Origin of the sequence: Nocardia goodfellowii (assembly GCF_017875645.1) — a bacterium.
GTDB classification, from domain to species: Bacteria; Actinomycetota; Actinomycetes; order Mycobacteriales; family Mycobacteriaceae; genus Nocardia; species Nocardia goodfellowii.
Map to the genome: position 1 here is coordinate 805,034 of NZ_JAGGMR010000001.1, position 16,973 is coordinate 822,006.

Consider the following 16,973-nt stretch of genomic DNA (forward strand, 5'->3'; position numbering starts at 1 on the left):
TGGCGAGTCAGATCTCGGGCAGCGGTGCCGGCAATTCCAGCGTCTGGGCCTGGCCGGACTGTTCGGCCAGCCACGGAAACACCGGCGCCAGCTGTTCGGACAGCCCGCTGACGGCGACCGTGCGCGCCACGTCACCCTGGAGCTTCAGCGTGTTGTAAGCGTTGATGCCCGAGGCGATTCCCACCGGGACACCGAGAATGAGCGCGCCCGCCGTCGTGCCGATCGTGCCGAGCAGCGCGGCGCCGGCCAGACAGCCGCCGAGCGTGCCGGCCGCGATACCCGGGATGGACGACAGGCTGCCCGCTCCCGCGCCGCCGAACAGACCGATCAGGCACCCGACGGACAGGCCGGCAGCGCCACCGATGAGACCGCCGATGCTGACCGCCAAACCGAACTGGGTCGCGACGGCGCTGTAGGCATCGTTGATGTCCTTCTGCCGCTGCACGGCCGGATCGTCATCGATCTCCTGATTGCCGCTGAGCGGAACCGTGGCCGGAACCTGACAGATCGGCGGCGGCAGTTCATCCGCCGTCAGCGCGGCCTCCAGATTCTCCCTCGTCAGCTGCGACACCGGCACGGTGCCGGGCGGGCACGGCACCGCCGCGTTCGGCCAAATGGCCATCGGCGCACCCAGGGTCAGCGTATTGCCGAGCACGTAGCGGCCCTGCGCGTCGAGCACCTGGAAATTGTTGATCGGTTGCCATCGGCGTTCCCCGCCGGGACCGGGCATCAGGTGATCCGGGTCCGGCCCGGTGCCCGGTGCCTGCACGGTGACGCTGCCCATCGGCGTAGTGAGGAAGGCCGAGTTGTCCGAGAGGTCACCGGTGTAGTCCCAGCCCGGCAGCGGCGAAACCTGAACCCGGGACAAACCTTCGCGCACCGCTCGATCGTGGGGCGACTCCTCCGGCAGCACCTGCGGCAACGGCGGCGGCACCTCATGGCCGAACGGCAGATGATGCAGATCCTGGCCCTGCTCACCGAGCAGCACGGTGCCCGCGCGGTCGCGCACCTGGAAATGCTCGCTGCCGACGAAGGTGACCGAGCCGTCCGGACCGTAGATCGTGGACACCCGGTTGTAAGCGTCGCTGCGCATCCGGATTCCGGGCAGGAGCTCCCAGTCGTTCTCGCCGCATTCCGGGGGCCGGGGCGGAATCGGTTCGCCGGGGTTGCCCCAATCCGCCAGCGGCGGGCAGTCGATCGACGTCGGACCGGTAATCGGCGGCGCCGCGTAGGCGGGTGCGGTCGCGACGGTAATAGCCGCGGCGGTCATCGCCGCGATACCGATAGCTGGAGCAATTCTCAACGGAACCTCGCATTCATTACGCAGTGGGAGAAACCTCGAGCGGAACGAACTGAAGAAACACCGGAGAAGGATGTCGGCGACGGTACCGCACAATCCACTGTCAGACCGCGATCAAGGGCGGTTTGTCCTCGGCGCGTCGGTATTGTCCTGGTGCCAGGCCGTATTCACGTTTGAAGGCTTTGGCGAATGCGAATTCGGAGGTGTAGCCGACCTTTCGGGCCACGGTGGCGAGCGAGTCGCCGGTTTCGCGCAGTAGCTTCGCGGCGGTGAGCAGACGCCAGCGCGTGAGATAGGCCAGCGGCGGTTCGCCGACGGTCGCGCTGAACCGCCGGGCGAGGGTGGCGCGTGAGACTCCGGCGCGCGCACTGAGTTCCGGCACGGTCCAGGCCCGAGCCGGATCCGCGTGAACGGCGCGCAGCGCGGCGGCGACGGCGGGGTCGGCGAACGCCCCGGCCCATCCGGTGGCCGCCTCCTGTTCGTCGAACCACGCCCGCAAGATGTAGAGCAGCAACGTTTCCAGCAATGCGGGCACGGCGGCGTCGCTCCCGAGGCGCGACTCGGAGATTTCGGCGGCGAGCAGATCGACCACCGCCCGCAGCGCTGGATGCCGCCCGAGACGTGCTGGGAGATGGATGAATTCGGGCAGTTCGTCCAGCAGCGGATGGCTGCGCTGCCGGCCGAGTTCGTAAGCGCCGCACAGCAGCGCGGCCCGGACGCCCGGCCCGGCGATTTCGCGCGGCTCCCCCGGTCGCGCGTGTTCGGTGACCGGGGTGTCCAGCTGGTCGACCAGATCGTGGTCCGCGCCGCGCGGCATGAAGACCACATCCCCGACGCCGAGCGCCAGCGGATCACCACTCGGCGGAACCAGCCAGCAGGAACCCTGTAGCACCACATGGAAACCCGCGCCTGGGACCACCGGATACCGCCGCCCCCAGGGCGCGTGCCGGACAAACATGCCCGAGGTCGGATGTCCGGTACGGATGGCCGCGATGGTTTCGCTCAGAAGATCCACGATCCGACCCTACGTCACCTGAGCGTTGCTGACATAAACGAGAGCAATCAAGCCATTCATTCACTCACCAGAAGGTCATAGCGTTCTTCTCATGACGAACCCGAACTCCACCGAGACCATCGCCGTCTACGGCGCGACCGGCATCACCGGTGGCTACCTCCTGGCCGAACTGCGCCGCCGCGACCGCACGCCGATCCTGGTCGGTCGCGATGCCGCTCGTATGCGAGCCGCCGCCACCGCCGCGGGACTACCCGAAGCCGACATCAGGATCGCCGACCTCACCGACCACGACGCCCTCACCGCCGCCTTCGCGGACGCCGATGTGGTGATCAGCAGCCTGCCCGCCTACGTCGACCACGGTGCACCGGTGCTGGCCGCCGCCATCGCGGCGGGCGCGCACTACACCGACCTGTCCGGCGAACAACTGTTCCTGCGCAAGGTTTACGACGATTACAGCGCCGCCGCCGAAGCGGCCGGGGTCACCGTCGTCTCCGGAATCACCGACAGCAATCTCCCCGGTGACCTCCTCGGTTATCTGACCTCGCGGCGCGTGCCCGGACCGGCCGAGTTGCGACTCAGCCACCTGAGCAAGGGCAGCGGGCACGGCTCGAAAGGCAGCGCGAAAACCGTTCTCGCCAGCTTCGACTGGTTCCGCGGTGGTGGCTGGCACTACGCGGACGGCGAATTCCGCACGGGCGCAACGGCCAAGCGCTCGCAGATGACCTTCCCCGGCGACACCGAGCCCACCCGGGTCGCGAAATTTCCGCAGCCGCCGGTGCTCTCGATCCCGCGGCATTCCGAGGTAGCCCACGTCGAAGGCGTGCTGGCCGCGCACATTCTCGACACCCTGAGCGGCTTCTCGGCCGAACTCCTCGACACCCTGCCCGAGGCGCCGAGTGCGGACCTACGCTACGACCTGGTCGTGGATGCCTACGGCACCGACGGATCCCGGGTGCGCGGTGTGGTCAGCGGACAGCATTCCTACCGCGATTCGGCGCTGATGGCGGTCGAGGCGGCCGTGCGGCTCGCCGACGGGACAGCGAAGCCGGGAGCGCTCGCCGCGGCGGAAGCCTTCGATCCCGCCGACTTCCTCGACGCCCTCGCACCGCACGGCATCACCTGGCGGATCGAGTCCTGAGCGACCCCGCGCATTCCTGGGCACCGGGGTCCGCCCGCTTCTATACTGCAAGGGCAACCCCGGGTCGCTCGGGTTTCCTTCCGGCGGCCGGATTCACCGATACGACAGTGGCCGCCCGCCCTCGTCCGGTCGAGCGGCCGACGCCTCCCGCAAGGAGGACACCATGGCTGATCTGCGGCACACCGATCCCGCCCGTACAAAAGTCTGTCTGACCTGCCGCGAATACCCCGGCCCGGCGCTGGCGGTCTTCCTCGCACCGGAACCGCTGGTACGCGGCGGCTGCATCCTGCACGTCGTGGAACAAGTCCCCGTCAGTGCCGCGGGAACGACGCGACTGACCGCCGAACTGACCCAGTTGATGCAGTCCCAGGTCGACCCCGCCAGCTCCGTCCGCGCCGAATTCCGCAGCTTCGTCCCAAACCCGGCCGACCCCGCACGGACCCGCTCGGTCCTGCACGATCACCTCATCACCGACCCCGAACCGCTCGGACTCGACACTGGCGACACGGCGGAGCTGACTCGGCTGGCAACCCTGCCCGAACACCCCATCGGCCCGCGCCGCGTCGACGACTTCCAGGACTACGCGGTCCGGGCCGCGATGCTCGCCGTGTACCGCCACTTCGAGGTGGACCAGCGCGTCCCGGTTCTCTACCACGGTTACGCCGAGCCCACCACCGGCTGGTTCGCCCTGCGCGCCAGCTCCGTCTGAAAGCTACCGCTATTCCTGGATTTCCAGGACGCCCTCGTCCAGCGCCCACTGGATGGTGCGTTCCAGGTCGCCGCAGGAATCCGGGCGACCCGGCTGGCTGCCCGCCGCACTGAGCCTCGCGAAGACCGGACAGCGCGCGGCGGGGTCACCGCTCCACTGCACCGAGGTCTGGTGCGCGCTGTACTTGCGCACCAAGACCTCGCTGGCGCAGGTCTGGCACTTCAGGGGCGTCATACCGTCTTCGAGATAGCGCCGTTTGTCCACCACGGTTTGGGCCTGCACCTCGGCCCGCCGTTCCGGCTGGTCGGCGAAGTCGGGTGCTTTGGCCCACCTGATCATTGCGGGAACCCCGGCATCAGACACCCGCCTCCGCTTGATCGGTGTGCGCCGCTTCCTCTTCCGCCCGGCGCCGCAGGTTTTCCGCGACTTCGGCTTCCCAGGCGATGTTCGCCTTGGTGGTGTCCACCTCGAATTCGAAGCGGTCGGTGGACTTCGGGTTGACGTCCGCGACGTCGACGTAGAACTGGTCGTACCAGCGGCGCAACTGGTAGACCGGGCCGTCTTCCTCACAGAGCAGCGGGTTTTCGACCTTGGACTTGTGCTTCCAGATCTCCACGTCGCCGAGGAAGCCGACGTTGATGCCCTCCATCATCTTCTCCGCCAGCTTGGTGCCGCCCTCTTCGTCGAGCCCTTCGGGGCGCTCGGCGGTCAAGCCCCACTGCAACATGAACGAGTCCTGCGAGACCGGGTAGTGGCAGTTGATCAGCATCGTCTTGACTTCGAAGCCGCCGTAGCTGTTGATCAGCGAATTCAGCATCCAGGACGGGCCGTAGTAGGACGCCTCCGACTTCAGCAGCACCTCACCGTATTTCTGCGTCCCGACGTCCTGCCGGTTCTTCGACTCCAGGAACTGAGTGGCGATGTGCCCCTCGAAAACGTTCTTGAAGAAAGTCGGGTAGGCGAAGTGGATGTAGAAGAAGTGCGCCATATCGACCACGTTGTCGATGATCTCGCGGCAGTTGGCGCCTTCGATCAGCATCGTGTTCCATACCCACGGTGTCCAGCGTTCGCCGAGTTGCTCGGACGGGTTGCCGTCCGCGTCGGTGTAGGCGCCGTCGATGTAGGGAATGGTGACGCCTTCTTGCGGCGGGTTGGCTTCGTGGTCATGCCAGACGAACAGCTGACCGTTACGTTCCAGCGTGGTCCACGAACGGGTGCGCGCCAACGGCGGGACCCGCTTGCCGTAGGGGATCGCCGTGCATTTTCCGTTGGCGCCCCAGCGCCAGTCGTGGAACGGGCAGGCGATGTCGTCGCCTTTGATCGAGCCCATGCTCAGGTCGCCACCCATGTGCCGGCAGTAGCCGTCCAGCACGTGCAGTTCGTCCTTGCTATCGGCCCAGATCACGAGCTTGGTGCCGAAGGCCTGAACCGAATGCGGCTTGCCGTCGCGGAACGATTCGGCCAAGCCAAGGCAATGCCAACCCCGCGCATAACGGGTAGGCACGGAACCCACATCGAGTTCCCGAACCTTGCCACCGCTCCCCTTGGGGGTAACTGCCATCGCGATTCCTCCTCCTTCTGTACTAGAACACGTTACAAAACGAGGGCCGTTCACGCCAGCGATTGCGTCCACTTGCTGGGCGTCCTCGTGTCCGCGCCGCTACGGGCACCTGTTCTCGACATAAATAAGAACCTGTTCTAGTCTCAGAGGCAAATGACTACCGGTAACCAACCCGACCAGGCAGGAGCAGGTCCAAAGATGACGCAAGAAGTGACCGACAAGGTCGAAGCACTGTTGCCCTTCCTGCGCGAGCAGGCACAGGCGGCCGAGGACCTGCGCCGCATCCCCGAAGAAACCATGAAGGCGCTGCAGGGCACCGGGTTCTTCAAACTCGTCCAGCCCAAGCAGTGGGGCGGATACGCGGCCGATCCGGTGATCTTCTACGACACGGTCCGCAAGCTGGCGAGCGCGTGCGGGTCCACCGGCTGGGTGGCGGGCATCCTCGGCATCCACAACTGGCACCTGGCGCTGTTCAGTCAGCAAACCCAGGAAGAGGTGTGGGGCAACGACACCGAGGTGCGGATCTCCTCCTCCTACGCGCCCATGGGTGCGGGCACCGTGGTCGAGGACGGTTCGGGCTACCGGGTAAGCGGCAGCTGGGCTTGGTCTTCCGGCTCCGACCACGCCGACTGGACCTTCGTCGGCGGACCGGTGATCAAGGACGGCCGCCCGGTAGACTTCGGCAGCTTCCTCATCCCCCGTACCGACTACCGCATCGACGACGTGTGGAATGTGGTGGGGCTCAAGGGCACCGGCTCCAACACCCTGGTGGTCGAAGATGTGTTCGTGCCGCGGCACCGCTTCCTCAGCTACCGGACCATGAACGAGCTGAAATCGCCCGGCCTGGAGCAGAACACCGATCCGCTGTACAAGATGCCCTGGGGCACAATCCATCCCAGCACCATCACCACCCCGATCGTCGGCATGGCCTACGGCGCCTACGCCGCGCATGTCGAACACCAGGGCAAGCGTGTGCGCGCCGCCTACGCCGGCGAGAAGGCCAAAGACGATCCGTTCGCCAAGGTGCGGATCGCGGAGGCCTCCAGCGACATCGACGCCGCCTGGCGTCAGGTGTCGGGCAATGTCGCCGACGAGTACGCCTACCTCCTGCGCGGCGAGGAGATCCCGGTCGAACTGCGCCTGGCCGCCCGCCGTGATCAGGTACGCGCCACCGGCCGGGCCATCGCCGCGATCGACAAGCTGTTCGAGAGTTCCGGCGCCACCGCACTGGCGAACGGCACTCCGCTGCAACGCTTCTGGCGTGACGCACACGCCGGCCGGGTGCACGCCGCCAACGATCCCGAGCGCGCCTACACGATGTTCGGCTCCGGCGAATTCGGCCTGCCCATCACCGACACCATGTACTAGGAGGGGATTTCGTGACTTCGACGGTGGAACTGACCTACGAATCGACTTCGAACTACGCGCAGGTGCGGCCGGATCTGCGGCTGCACTACCACGAGGCCGGCGTCGGCAACGGTCCGACGATCGTGCTGCTGCACGGCGGCGGGCCGGGCGCGTCGTCCTGGTCCAACTTCGCTCGCAATATTCCGGTGCTGGCGCGGAATTATCACGTCATCGCGGTGGACCAGCCCGGCTTCGGCAAGTCCGACAAGCCGGTCGACCATCCGCAGTACTTCTCGCACAGCGCTTCCGCGCTGAAGGACCTGCTGGATCACCTGCAGATCACCGATCGGGTGCACCTGCTGGGCAATTCGCTCGGCGGCGGCGCCGCGGTGCGCTTCGCGCTGGACTACCCGGATCGCGCGGGCAAGCTGGTGCTGATGGGCCCGGGTGGATTGAGCGTCAACGTGTTCGCGGCGGACCCGACCGAGGGCGTCAAGAATCTGGCGAAGTTCAACTACGAACCGACGCGGGCGAATCTGGAAGCGTTCCTGCGGATCATGGTCTTCGACCAGTCGTTGATCACCGAGGAACTGATCGACGAGCGGTTCGCCTCGGCGAGCACCCCGGAATCGCTGGCGGCGACGCGGGCGATGGGTAAGTCGTTCTCCGGGCCGGACTTCGAGCTCGGCATGCTGTGGCGCGAAGCGTACAAGCTGCGCCAGCCGGTGCTGCTGATCTGGGGCCGGGAGGATCGGGTGAATCCGCTGGACGGCGCGATCGTGGCGACCAAGATGATCCCGCGGGTGCAGTTGCACGTGTTCGGTGGTTGCGGCCACTGGGCCCAACTGGAAAAGTTCGACGAATTCAACCGGCTCGCCACCGATTTCCTCGCCGGATCTCGCAAGGAGAAGTAGTCATGAGTATTCGCGCACTCGGGTACATGCGCATCGAGGCCACCGATATGGCGGCCTGGCGCGAGTACGGGCTCAAGGTGCTCGGCATGATGGAGGCGCCGGGTCCCGATCCGAACGCCCTCTATCTGCGCATGGACGAATTCCCGGCGCGCCTGGTGATCGTGCCGGGCGAAAAGGACCGGCTGCTGGTGTCCGGCTGGGAAGTCACCAATGCCGGTGCGCTACAGCAGCTTCGGGAGCGGCTGTCGGCGGCCGGGGTGGCGTTCAAGGAAGCCACCAAAGAAGAGCTCGCGGACCGTCGCGTCGAAGGCATGATCCGGTTCGAGGACCCCTCCGCCAACGTGCTCGAGGCGTTCTACGGTGCGCAGTATGTCGCCAAGCGGTTCGTCAGTCCCTACGGCCACAAGTTCGTCACCGACGAGCAGGGTCTCGGGCACGTGGTGCTGACCTGCACCGACGACGCGGCGGCGCAGGATTTCTACCAGGGCGTGCTCGGGTTCCGGTTGCGCGATTCGATGCGGCTGCCACCGCAGTTCGTGGGCCGGCCGGCCGACGGTGATCCGGCCTGGCTGCGCTTCTACGGCTGCAATCCGCGGCACCACTCGCTGGCGTTCCTGCCGATGCCGAATCCGACCGGGATCGTGCACCTGATGGTCGAAGTGGAGAACTCCGACGATGTCGGTCTCTGCCTGGATCGCGCCATCCGCAAGAAGGTGAAGATGTCGGCCACGCTCGGGCGGCACATCAACGACAAGATGCTGTCGTTCTACATGAAGACGCCGGGCGGGTTCGATATCGAATTCGGTTGCGAAGGACTGGAAGTCGAAGACGATCTGTCATGGATCGCCCGCGAGTCCACGGCGGTGAGCCTGTGGGGTCACGACTTCTCGATTCAGGCCCGCCAGCAATGAGTGCGGTCGCCCCCGACGAGGTGCCGGGCATCGATCCACGCGCGTTTCGCACCGTGCTGGGCCAGTTCTGCACCGGCATCACCGTTATCACCACCTTCGACGAGAGCAAAGCGCCGGTCGGCTTCGCCTGCCAATCCTTCGCCGCGCTGTCACTGGACCCGCCGCTGATCCTGTTCTGCCCCACCAAGACCTCGCGGTCCTGGGCGGCGATCGAACAGGCGGGCCGGTTCTGCGTCAACGTTCTCGCCGAGGAACAGCAGGCCGTCTGCGCCCGCTTCGGCTCCCGCGAACCCGACAAGTTCGCCGGAACCTCTTGGCACACATCCGAACTGGATGTCCCGGTGCTCGACGACTCGCTGGCCACGATCCAGTGCACGGTGGACAGCGTCGTCGACGGGGGCGATCACTACATCGTGATCGGCCGAGTACAGGCCCTGTCGGAGTCCACCGACTCCGGCAGGCCCCTGCTGTTCTACCGGGGCCAGTACACGGCCATCGAACCGGAGAAGACCACGCCCGCCCCCTGGCGCGCGGATCTGGAGCACTTCCTCACCACCACCACGCTCGATACCTGGCTCTGAGCCGGTCAGCGGAACGGCCGGGAGCCTCGAGCTCCCGGCCGTTCGCCGTTGAGGTCAATTCACCTTCGCGACAACGTATTCGACGATATCGCCGACTGTCCGCCAGCCGGCGGTGTCCTTCTCGGGAATCCGGACGGCACACTGGTCCTCGACCCGCACGAAGATTTCCACCAGTTGCAGCGAATCCAGGCCGAGGTCGGTGCGCAGATCGCTGTACGGCCCGATCTCGGCCAGTGGACGTCCGCTCTGCTCGGCGACAATCACTCTGATCTTCTCCACGGTATCCATACCCATATCCACCACCCGAACCTACCGGCACCAAAAAGTGCTCATTCGGTGAGCACTTAACCGGTCATGCTGGACCCATGGAACAGCTCAACGGCACCCCCGTCCTCACCTGCACCACCGCCGCCGAATGGGAATCCTGGCTCGCCGCCAACCACGCCACCGCCCCCGAGGTCTGGATCCTGATCGCGAAGAAGAACTCCCGCGAACAATCCCCCACCATCACCGAAACCCTCGACGGTGCCCTCTGCTACGGCTGGATCGACAGCGTCCGCCGCACCCACTCCCCCGACTACTACCTCCAGCGCTACTCCCCCCGCACCCGCCGCAGCCCCTGGTCCGCCCTCAACATCGCCAAGGCCGAAGCCCTGATCGCCGCCGGGCGCATGCGACCCGCCGGCTTCGCCGCGATAGAAAAGGCCAAAGTCGACGGCCGCTGGGTAAACTGAGCACGTGTCCCACCTCGGTCGCATCACCTCGGAGCCCGACATCTGTCACGGCAAGCCTGTCGTCCGTGGCCTGCGCTACCCCGTTGAGATGCTCCTGGAGCTCCTCGCGGCGGGCATGAGTAGCATGGAAATTCTCGAGGACTACCCAGACCTCGAACACGAAGACATTCTCGCTGCCCTCGAATACGCTGCCCTCGTGACAGCCCGGAAGACGACGATCCCCTTCGACGCGGCGTGAAGTTCCTCGTCGACGCGCAACTTCCGCGCAAGCTGGCTACCTTCCTCGCCGAAGCTGGTCACGACGTGGTCCACACCTCAGAACTCGATCTCGGGAACCGGACACCCGACGGCGCGATCGCCGAACTGGCGGATCGGGACGGACGAATCGTGGTCACCAAAGACAACGATTTCTTCACAAGGTCGACCCAGTGAAGCACCGACCGGAAATCCGCTAGCTGGGCCGTTCGACAGCGGTGCAATCGAGCAGAAGGGTCACGCGCGGTTTGGTGACCGGACGCGACCCTTCGAGCTCATAAGATCAGGCCGAAGCCTTCTCGCGCTGGAGTTCCAGGGCGATGTCGATGAGCTGGTCTTCCTGGCCGCCGACGAGTTTGCGCTGGCCGGCGCGGACGAGCATTTCGGCGGCGGAGACGCCGTAGCGTTCGGCTTGGCGTTCGGCGTGGCGCAGGAATGAGGAGTAGACGCCCGCGTAGCCCATCATCAGAGCCTGGCGGTCGAGCAGGCATTCCGCGGGCATGGCGGGGCGGACGACGTCTTCGGCGGCGTCGGTGACGGCGAAGAAGTCGACGCCGGTCTTGATGCCGAGCTTGTCGCAGACGCCGATGAAGGCTTCGACCGGGAGATTGCCGGCGCCCGCGCCGAAACGGCGTGCGCTGCCGTCGATCTGGGTCGCGCCGGCGCGGACGGCATAGACCGAGTTGGCGACGGCGAGGCCGAGGTTCTCGTGGCCGTGGAAACCGACCTGGGCGTCGTCCCCGAGTTCGGCGACCAGCGCCGCGACGCGGTCGGTGACCTGCTCGAGCACGAGCGCTCCGGCGGAGTCGACCACGTAAACGCACTGGCAGCCCGCGTCGGCCATGATGCGGGCCTGCTTGGCGAGTTTCTCCGGAGTGGTGCTGTGCGCCATCATCAAGAAGCCCACGGTTTCCAGACCCAGGTCGCGGGCCAGGCCGAAGTGCTGGATGGAGACGTCGGCCTCGGTGCAGTGGGTGGCGATGCGGCAGATGGAGCCGCCGTTGTCCTGGGAGATCTTGATGTCTTCCTTGACGCCGACACCGGGCAGCATGAGAAAAGCGATCTTGGCCTGCTTGGCGGACTCCGCCGCGGCCTTGATCAATTCCTGCTCCGGGGTTTTGGAGAACCCGTAATTGAACGAGGAACCACCGAGCCCGTCACCGTGGGTGACTTCGATGACCGGCACACCGGACGCGTCGAGCGCGGTGACGATGTCCCGCACCTCCCGCACGGTGAACTGGTGGCGCTTGTGATGCGATCCGTCCCGCAGCGAGGTGTCGGTGACGCGCACATCGAGCTCGCCCGAGTAGGGCTTCAGCAAGTTGGTCATCGGAACTCCTTACACCCGAGCCGAAAGGATTTGGTTGGCCAGTACTTCGCCGACGCGGGTGGCGGCGGCGGTCATGATGTCGAGGTTGCCCGCGTAGGGCGGCAGGAAGTCGCCCGCGCCTTCGACCTCGACGAAGATCGAAACCTTCGCCATGCCACCGGAAACCAGCGACGGGTCGTCGAACTGCGGTTCGTTCAGCAGCCGGTAGCCGGGCACGTACTCCTGGATCGACTTCTCCATGGTGTGAATGGATTCGGCGATGGCGTCGCGGTCGGCGTCCTCGGGGATGGCGCAGAAGATGGTGTCGCGCATGATCATCGGCGGTTCGGCCGGGTTCAGGATGATGATGGCCTTGCCACGCTTGGCCCCGCCGATGGTCTCCACCCCCTTGGAGGTGGTCTTGGTGAATTCGTCGATATTGGCGCGGGTACCCGGACCGGCCGACACCGAGGACACCGACGCCACGATCTCCGCGTATTCCACTGGGACGACCCGGGATACGGCCGCGACCATGGGGATCGTCGCCTGCCCACCGCAGGTGATCATGTTGACGTTCGGAGCGTCGGCCAGCGATTCCAGGTTGACCGGCGGGATCACGGCCGGACCGACCGCGGCCGGGGTGAGGTCGACGGCGCGGATGCCCGCGGCCTCGTATTTCGGCGCGTACGCCCGGTGCACGTACGCGGAGGTGGCCTCGAACAGCAGGTCCGGCTTCTCCGGCAGCGCCAGCAGCCAGTCCGCCCCTTCGGCGGAGGTTTCCAGACCGAGCCCCCGAGCCCGCTTCAGCCCCTCGGAATCCGGATCGATACCGATCATCCAGCGCGGTTCGATGTGCTCGGACCGCAGCAGCTTGTACAGCAGATCGGTGCTGATATTGCCGGAGCCGACGATGGCCGCGGTGACTTTATTGGCAGTCACGACTTTCTCCTACTCGGTGAGATCGGTGTCAGCTGAAACGCAGACGGACGGAACCGAGTCCCGCGAACTCGGCGTGGAAGCTGTCACCCGGGTGGGCGTCGATGGCGCGGGTGCAGGAGCCGGGCAGCACGATGTCGCCGGCCTTCAGCCGCACCCCGAACGAGGCGACCTTGCGGGCCAGCCAAGCCACCGCGATGACGGGGTCACCGAGCACGGCGTCGCTGCGACCTTCGGCCACCACCGCGCCGTTCTTGGTCAGTACCGCGTCGATCGCCTTGATGTCGATTCCGCCGGGCGCCACACGTTCCGGGCCGAGCACCCACCCCGCGGAGGACGCATTGTCCGAAATCGTGTCGCAGAGACCGATTTTCCAGTCCTTGATCCGCGAGTCGATCAGTTCGATCGCGGGCGCGTAGGCGACGGTGGCCGCCAGCACGTCCGCCTCCGTGCAGTCTTCGCCGGGCAGGTCCGCGCCGAGCACGAATCCGACCTCGACCTCCACCCGCGGGAACAGGTAGCGGTTCGCTTCGACCGGCTTGTCCTCGAACACCTCCATGTCGTCGAGCAGGTGACCGTAGTCGGGCTCGTCCACGCCCATCATCTGCTGCATGGCCAGCGAGGACAGGCCGACCTTGTGCCCCACGACTTTCGCGCCGCCCGCCAGCTTGCGCCGGATGTTGATCAGCTGGATCTCGTAGGAGTCGACCACGTCGATCTCGGAGTACCGCGTCACCAGCGGGTCGATGGCCACCCGATCGCGTTCGGCGACTTCGAGTTCGTCGGCCAATTGGATTCGTACCGCATCGGACAGCACGCTAGTTTCCTTCCGCTCGGGGATGGCGGCCGGCGAGGCCGGCGGGGTGGGTGAGCTCAGTGGTGGACGCGGCCGCGTGCGCGCCCGCGCGCCGGCCGGAGAAGATGCAGTCGGCCAGGGACAGGCCGCTGACGTAGGAGTCCGAGCAGATGCCCACGGCGGTGCGTCCCGCCGCGTACAGGCCCGGAATATCGTGTCCGGCTCCGGATTTGACCGCGCCGGTGCCCTCGTCGACGACGACGCCGCCGAGGGTGAGCATCGGGCACGGGTTCATGAGGCTGGGCTTGATGCCCACATCCAACAACCAGAACGGACCGCTGCGGATGGATTTGGTGAATTCGGCGGGCTTGCCCACCGGATCCGGGCGGCCCTCGGCGATGGCGGCGTTGTGCTCGTTCACCGTCGCGCGCAGCCCCGCCGGATCGATCCCCGCTTTCAACGCGGCGGCTTCGATGCTGTTCTCCCGCACCGCGCCTCGCCGCATCACCTCGAATTGGGCGCGCTGGAACCAGGTGCCCTGGCTGCCGATCTGCGCGATGGCGGTGCGCATCAGGATGTCGTCGACGAGCAACCAGCCCAAGCCGTCGTGCTCGGCGATCAGTTTGCCGCCGACGGCCGCGCCGTAGCGGGTTTCGTCGATCACCCGCCGCCCCTTGGCATCGACCAGTACCGAACCGGTGAAAGCGCTGGGCGGCAGGATGAATCGCCACGCGGAGATATTGCCCATCCGGTCGGTGGCGGCGCCCACCTGGCGCGCCATCCGGATTCCGCTGCCGTCGTCCCCGCTGGTGCCCAGGCACAGACCGTTGCGGAACTGCGGGCCGTGCTCGGCCACCATGGCGCGATCGGCGATGAAACCACCGGCGCTGACCACGATGCCGCGGCGGGCACGCACCCGAATCACCGTGCTGTATCGGCGCTGCAGCCGGGCCAGCCGCCGTTCCAGCATCTTGCGCAGCGGCGGGTAGTAGATGCCGGGGTTGGCCGCCATCTTCGCCAGCCTGGTGTATCGCTCCCGGATCGAGCCGGGTGCGTCGCGCAGCGTCCGGCATTCCGCGCCGACGACCGCACCGTTGTCATCGGTGATCAATCGGGTGACCTGCGTGAGGGTTTCCACGCGTACCCCGCGCCGCGCGGCCGAGGCCGCGAGCGGGCCGGTGAGCATGCGGCCGGAGATGCCCTTGCCCTTGACCCGGTGCCCGCGCTGCTTGGGCTCGGCGACGTCGCGCCCGAAACCTGACACCTCGCTGCCGGAGTAGTAGAGGTAGTAGCTGTCGTTCGGATAGGAGGTCTTGTATGGGCACAGCGACGCCTCGAACGGCACGCCATGGCCCTTCAGCCACTCGATCATGGCCGGGCTCTCGTCCACGAAGCGCCGCAGCGTATCCGGTTTCACGGCGTCGCCGACCTCGCGCTCCAGGTATGCGAGCATTTGTTCGGGGGTGTCGCTGACGCCGCCGGCCTGCTGCACCGAGGTCCCACCACCGGCGTAGATGATCCCGCCGGAGATCGACGAGGCGCCGCCGCCGGCGAAGCGCTCCAGCACGAGCACCTGCGCGCCCGCGGCCGTGGCTTCCAGCGCGGCGGCCGCACCGGCGGCTCCGTATCCGACGACGACGACGTCGGCGGTGAGGTCCCATTCCATGTACTGAGCTCCGGATCTGAAACTGAAACGAGTTTCTCGGCAGGTGGTACGCCAAGTAGGTCTTCTGCCACTCAACATAGACCAAAGGCGCGTTCATTCTATAACGTGTTCTACATGACTGATCGGGAATACGACGTCGTGGTGGTCGGCAGCGGGGCTGCCGGCATGACCGCCGCGCTCACCGCCGCGCACCACGGGCTCAAAGTGGTGATCATCGAGAAGGCCGCGCACTACGGCGGGTCCACGGCCCGTTCCGGCGGCGGCGTATGGATTCCCGGCAACAAGGCGCTGCAAGCCTCGGGCCGCCCCGACGACCGGGAAGCGGCACGCACCTACCTGCACAGCATCATCGGCGATGTGGTGCCCAAGGAGCGCATCGACACCTATATCGACCGTGGCGCCGAGGCGTTCGACTTCGTGCTCGACCACACGCCGCTGAAGATGAAGTGGGTGCCCGGCTACTCCGACTACTACCCGGAGGCGCCCGGCGGACTGGCCGAAGGCCGTTCGTCCGAACCGAGGCCGTTCAACGCCAAGGTACTCGGCAAGGAACTGGCCAACCTGGAACCGCCGTACGCCAAAGCGCCGCTGAATGTCGTTGTGATGCAAGCGGACTTCGTGCGCCTCAATCTGATCAGGCGGCACCCCAAGGGCATTGCGCGCGCCATGCGGGTCGGCGCGCGCACCTACCTGGCCAAGTGGACCGGCAAGCACATCCTCGGCATGGGCCAGGCCATCATCGCCGCCATGCGCAAGGGGCTCATGGACGCGAATGTGCCGGTGCTGCTGAACACTCCGATGACCAAGCTGATCGTGCGGGACGGGGCCGTGACCGGCGTCGAGGCCACCCAGGACGGCGAGACCGTCACCTTCACCGCGCGCTACGGCGTGGTCCTCGGCAGCGGCGGCTTCGAGCACAACGCCGAAATGCGCACCAAATACCAGCGCCAGCCCATCACCACCGAGTGGACCACCGGCGCGGCCGCCAACACCGGCGACGGGATCGTCGCGGGCATGGAAGCCGGCGGTTCGGTCGCCTTCATGGAGGACGCGTGGTGGGGGCCGACCATCTTCAAGGGCGGAAAGCCCTGGTTCGCCCTGGCCGAGCGCAACCTGCCCGGCACCATCATGATCAACGCCGACGGCAAGCGATTCGGGAATGAGTCCGCTCCTTACGTCGAGGCCGTGCACACCATGTACGGCGGCGAATACGGGCAGGGCGCGGGGCCGGGCGAGAACATCCCCGCCTGGCTGGTGTTCGACCAGCGCTACCGCAACCGCTACATATTCGCCGGGTTGCAGCCGGGCCAGCGGATTCCGTCCCGCTGGATGGAAAACGACTACATCGTCAAGGCGGACACCCTCGCGGAACTGGCGACCAAGATCGGCGTGCCGGCCGAGAATCTCGGCGCGACCGTCGAGCGGTTCAACGGCTTCGCGGCGACCGGCAAGGACGAGGACTTCGGTCGCGGCAACAGCCACTACGACCGGTACTACGGCGACCCGACCGTGAAGCCGAACCCGTGCCTGGCCGCGCTGGTGCAGGGCCCGTTCTACGCGGCCAAGATCGTGCCCGGCGACCTCGGCACCAAGGGCGGACTCGTCACCGATACCGCGGGGCGGGTGCTGCGTGAGGACAACACCGTCATCGAGGGCCTGTACGCCTCCGGTAACTGCTCCTCGCCGGTGATGGGCCACACCTACGCCGGTCCCGGCGCGACCATCGGCCCCGCGATCACCTTCGGCTACCTTGCCGTCAAGGACATCGTCGAACGCAAACAGGCGTAGTCGCAGGATTGTC

The 16,973-nt window shown here is 66.6% G+C and carries 19 protein-coding genes; 10 read left to right on the top strand and 9 right to left on the bottom strand.

Going from position 1 to position 16,973, the window contains the following annotated elements; genetic code table 11:
• Window positions 1–7: 7 nt before the first annotated feature.
• Window positions 8–1,270 (bottom strand): hypothetical protein, encoded by a 1,263-nt coding sequence (locus BJ987_RS03225; protein ID WP_209884518.1) that lies wholly within the window; start codon window positions 1,268–1,270, stop codon window positions 8–10.
• Window positions 1,271–1,403: 133 nt separating this feature from the next.
• The gene (locus BJ987_RS03230) at window positions 1,404–2,315 is read right to left on the bottom strand and encodes an AraC family transcriptional regulator (RefSeq protein WP_209884520.1); all 912 of its coding nucleotides are present in this window, start codon (window positions 2,313–2,315) and stop codon (window positions 1,404–1,406) included.
• Window positions 2,316–2,406: 91 nt separating this feature from the next.
• On the opposite strand from BJ987_RS03230, the gene BJ987_RS03235 reads away from it, so the two are divergent.
• Both BJ987_RS03235 and BJ987_RS03240 read left to right on the top strand, forming a co-directional pair.
• A complete protein-coding gene (locus BJ987_RS03235) occupies window positions 2,407–3,453 on the top strand; it encodes a saccharopine dehydrogenase NADP-binding domain-containing protein (protein ID WP_209884521.1) in 1,047 nt (348 codons plus the stop codon).
• A 163-nt stretch (window positions 3,454–3,616) separates the two neighbouring features.
• Window positions 3,617–4,162 (top strand): hypothetical protein, encoded by a 546-nt coding sequence (locus BJ987_RS03240; RefSeq protein ID WP_209884523.1) that lies wholly within the window; start codon window positions 3,617–3,619, stop codon window positions 4,160–4,162.
• Between the two features lie 9 nt (window positions 4,163–4,171).
• On the opposite strand, the gene BJ987_RS03245 is transcribed toward BJ987_RS03240, so the two are convergent.
• Both BJ987_RS03245 and BJ987_RS03250 read right to left on the bottom strand, forming a co-directional pair.
• Window positions 4,172–4,501 (bottom strand): hypothetical protein, encoded by a 330-nt coding sequence (locus BJ987_RS03245; protein WP_209884525.1) that lies wholly within the window; start codon window positions 4,499–4,501, stop codon window positions 4,172–4,174.
• Window positions 4,502–4,517: 16 nt separating this feature from the next.
• Window positions 4,518–5,723, bottom strand: coding sequence for a 3-ketosteroid-9-alpha-monooxygenase, oxygenase component (locus BJ987_RS03250; protein WP_209884526.1), 1,206 nt, complete (start codon window positions 5,721–5,723; stop codon window positions 4,518–4,520).
• 198 nt (window positions 5,724–5,921) lie between these two features.
• Here BJ987_RS03250 and hsaA point away from each other — a divergent pair, with 198 nt between their 5' ends.
• From hsaA to hsaB, 4 genes are read left to right on the top strand one after another with little or no spacing between them, the layout of a single operon-like run.
• Window positions 5,922–7,091, top strand: coding sequence for a 3-hydroxy-9,10-secoandrosta-1,3,5(10)-triene-9,17-dione monooxygenase oxygenase subunit (hsaA, locus tag BJ987_RS03255; RefSeq protein WP_209884528.1), 1,170 nt, complete (start codon window positions 5,922–5,924; stop codon window positions 7,089–7,091).
• An 11-nt stretch (window positions 7,092–7,102) separates the two neighbouring features.
• Window positions 7,103–7,984 carry a 4,5:9,10-diseco-3-hydroxy-5,9,17-trioxoandrosta-1(10),2-diene-4-oate hydrolase gene (hsaD, locus tag BJ987_RS03260; protein ID WP_209884530.1) on the top strand — a complete coding sequence of 294 codons (882 nt, stop codon included), beginning with the start codon at window positions 7,103–7,105 and terminating at the stop codon, window positions 7,982–7,984.
• Window positions 7,985–7,986: 2 nt separating this feature from the next.
• Window positions 7,987–8,895 (top strand): iron-dependent extradiol dioxygenase HsaC, encoded by a 909-nt coding sequence (gene hsaC, locus BJ987_RS03265; protein WP_209884532.1) that lies wholly within the window; start codon window positions 7,987–7,989, stop codon window positions 8,893–8,895.
• Complete coding sequence (gene hsaB / locus BJ987_RS03270; RefSeq protein ID WP_209884534.1) at window positions 8,892–9,476, top strand: 3-hydroxy-9,10-secoandrosta-1,3,5(10)-triene-9,17-dione monooxygenase reductase subunit; 585 nt, start codon at window positions 8,892–8,894, stop codon at window positions 9,474–9,476. Before hsaC ends, hsaB begins: the two co-directional genes overlap by 4 nt.
• Window positions 9,477–9,530: 54 nt before the next feature.
• Here hsaB and BJ987_RS03275 read toward each other — a convergent pair whose 3' ends face one another.
• Window positions 9,531–9,764 carry an acyl carrier protein gene (locus BJ987_RS03275; protein ID WP_209884536.1) on the bottom strand — a complete coding sequence of 78 codons (234 nt, stop codon included), beginning with the start codon at window positions 9,762–9,764 and terminating at the stop codon, window positions 9,531–9,533.
• 77 nt (window positions 9,765–9,841) lie between these two features.
• On the opposite strand from BJ987_RS03275, the gene BJ987_RS03280 reads away from it, so the two are divergent.
• The 3 genes from BJ987_RS03280 to BJ987_RS03290 are packed head-to-tail and all read left to right on the top strand — an operon-like array spanning window position 9,842 to window position 10,642.
• The gene (locus BJ987_RS03280; protein WP_209884538.1) at window positions 9,842–10,210 is read left to right on the top strand and encodes a YdeI/OmpD-associated family protein; all 369 of its coding nucleotides are present in this window, start codon (window positions 9,842–9,844) and stop codon (window positions 10,208–10,210) included.
• A 4-nt stretch (window positions 10,211–10,214) separates the two neighbouring features.
• Entirely contained in the window at window positions 10,215–10,448 is a 234-nt protein-coding gene (locus BJ987_RS03285) for a DUF433 domain-containing protein (RefSeq protein WP_209884540.1), read from the top strand.
• Entirely contained in the window at window positions 10,445–10,642 is a 198-nt protein-coding gene (locus BJ987_RS03290) for a DUF5615 family PIN-like protein (RefSeq protein WP_209884542.1), read from the top strand. Before BJ987_RS03285 ends, BJ987_RS03290 begins: the two co-directional genes overlap by 4 nt.
• 106 nt (window positions 10,643–10,748) lie before the next feature.
• On the opposite strand, the gene dmpG is transcribed toward BJ987_RS03290, so the two are convergent.
• Genes dmpG through BJ987_RS03310 form a run of 4 tightly spaced genes read right to left on the bottom strand, consistent with a single transcriptional unit; the run spans window position 10,749 to window position 15,172 of the window.
• Window positions 10,749–11,795 carry a 4-hydroxy-2-oxovalerate aldolase gene (gene dmpG / locus BJ987_RS03295; RefSeq protein WP_209884544.1) on the bottom strand — a complete coding sequence of 349 codons (1,047 nt, stop codon included), beginning with the start codon at window positions 11,793–11,795 and terminating at the stop codon, window positions 10,749–10,751.
• Window positions 11,796–11,804: 9 nt separating this feature from the next.
• The gene (locus BJ987_RS03300) at window positions 11,805–12,713 is read right to left on the bottom strand and encodes an acetaldehyde dehydrogenase (acetylating) (protein WP_209884546.1); all 909 of its coding nucleotides are present in this window, start codon (window positions 12,711–12,713) and stop codon (window positions 11,805–11,807) included.
• Between the two features lie 28 nt (window positions 12,714–12,741).
• The gene (locus BJ987_RS03305) at window positions 12,742–13,527 is read right to left on the bottom strand and encodes a 2-keto-4-pentenoate hydratase (protein WP_209884548.1); all 786 of its coding nucleotides are present in this window, start codon (window positions 13,525–13,527) and stop codon (window positions 12,742–12,744) included.
• Window position 13,528: 1 nt separating this feature from the next.
• Window positions 13,529–15,172, bottom strand: a complete 1,644-nt coding sequence (locus tag BJ987_RS03310; protein ID WP_209884550.1) for an FAD-binding protein — start codon at window positions 15,170–15,172, stop codon at window positions 13,529–13,531.
• Window positions 15,173–15,277: 105 nt separating this feature from the next.
• On the opposite strand from BJ987_RS03310, the gene kstD reads away from it, so the two are divergent.
• Window positions 15,278–16,960: a 3-oxosteroid 1-dehydrogenase gene (gene kstD, locus BJ987_RS03315; protein WP_209884552.1), complete on the top strand. Its 1,683-nt coding sequence runs from the start codon at window positions 15,278–15,280 to the stop codon at window positions 16,958–16,960.
• Window positions 16,961–16,973 lie beyond the last annotated feature (13 nt).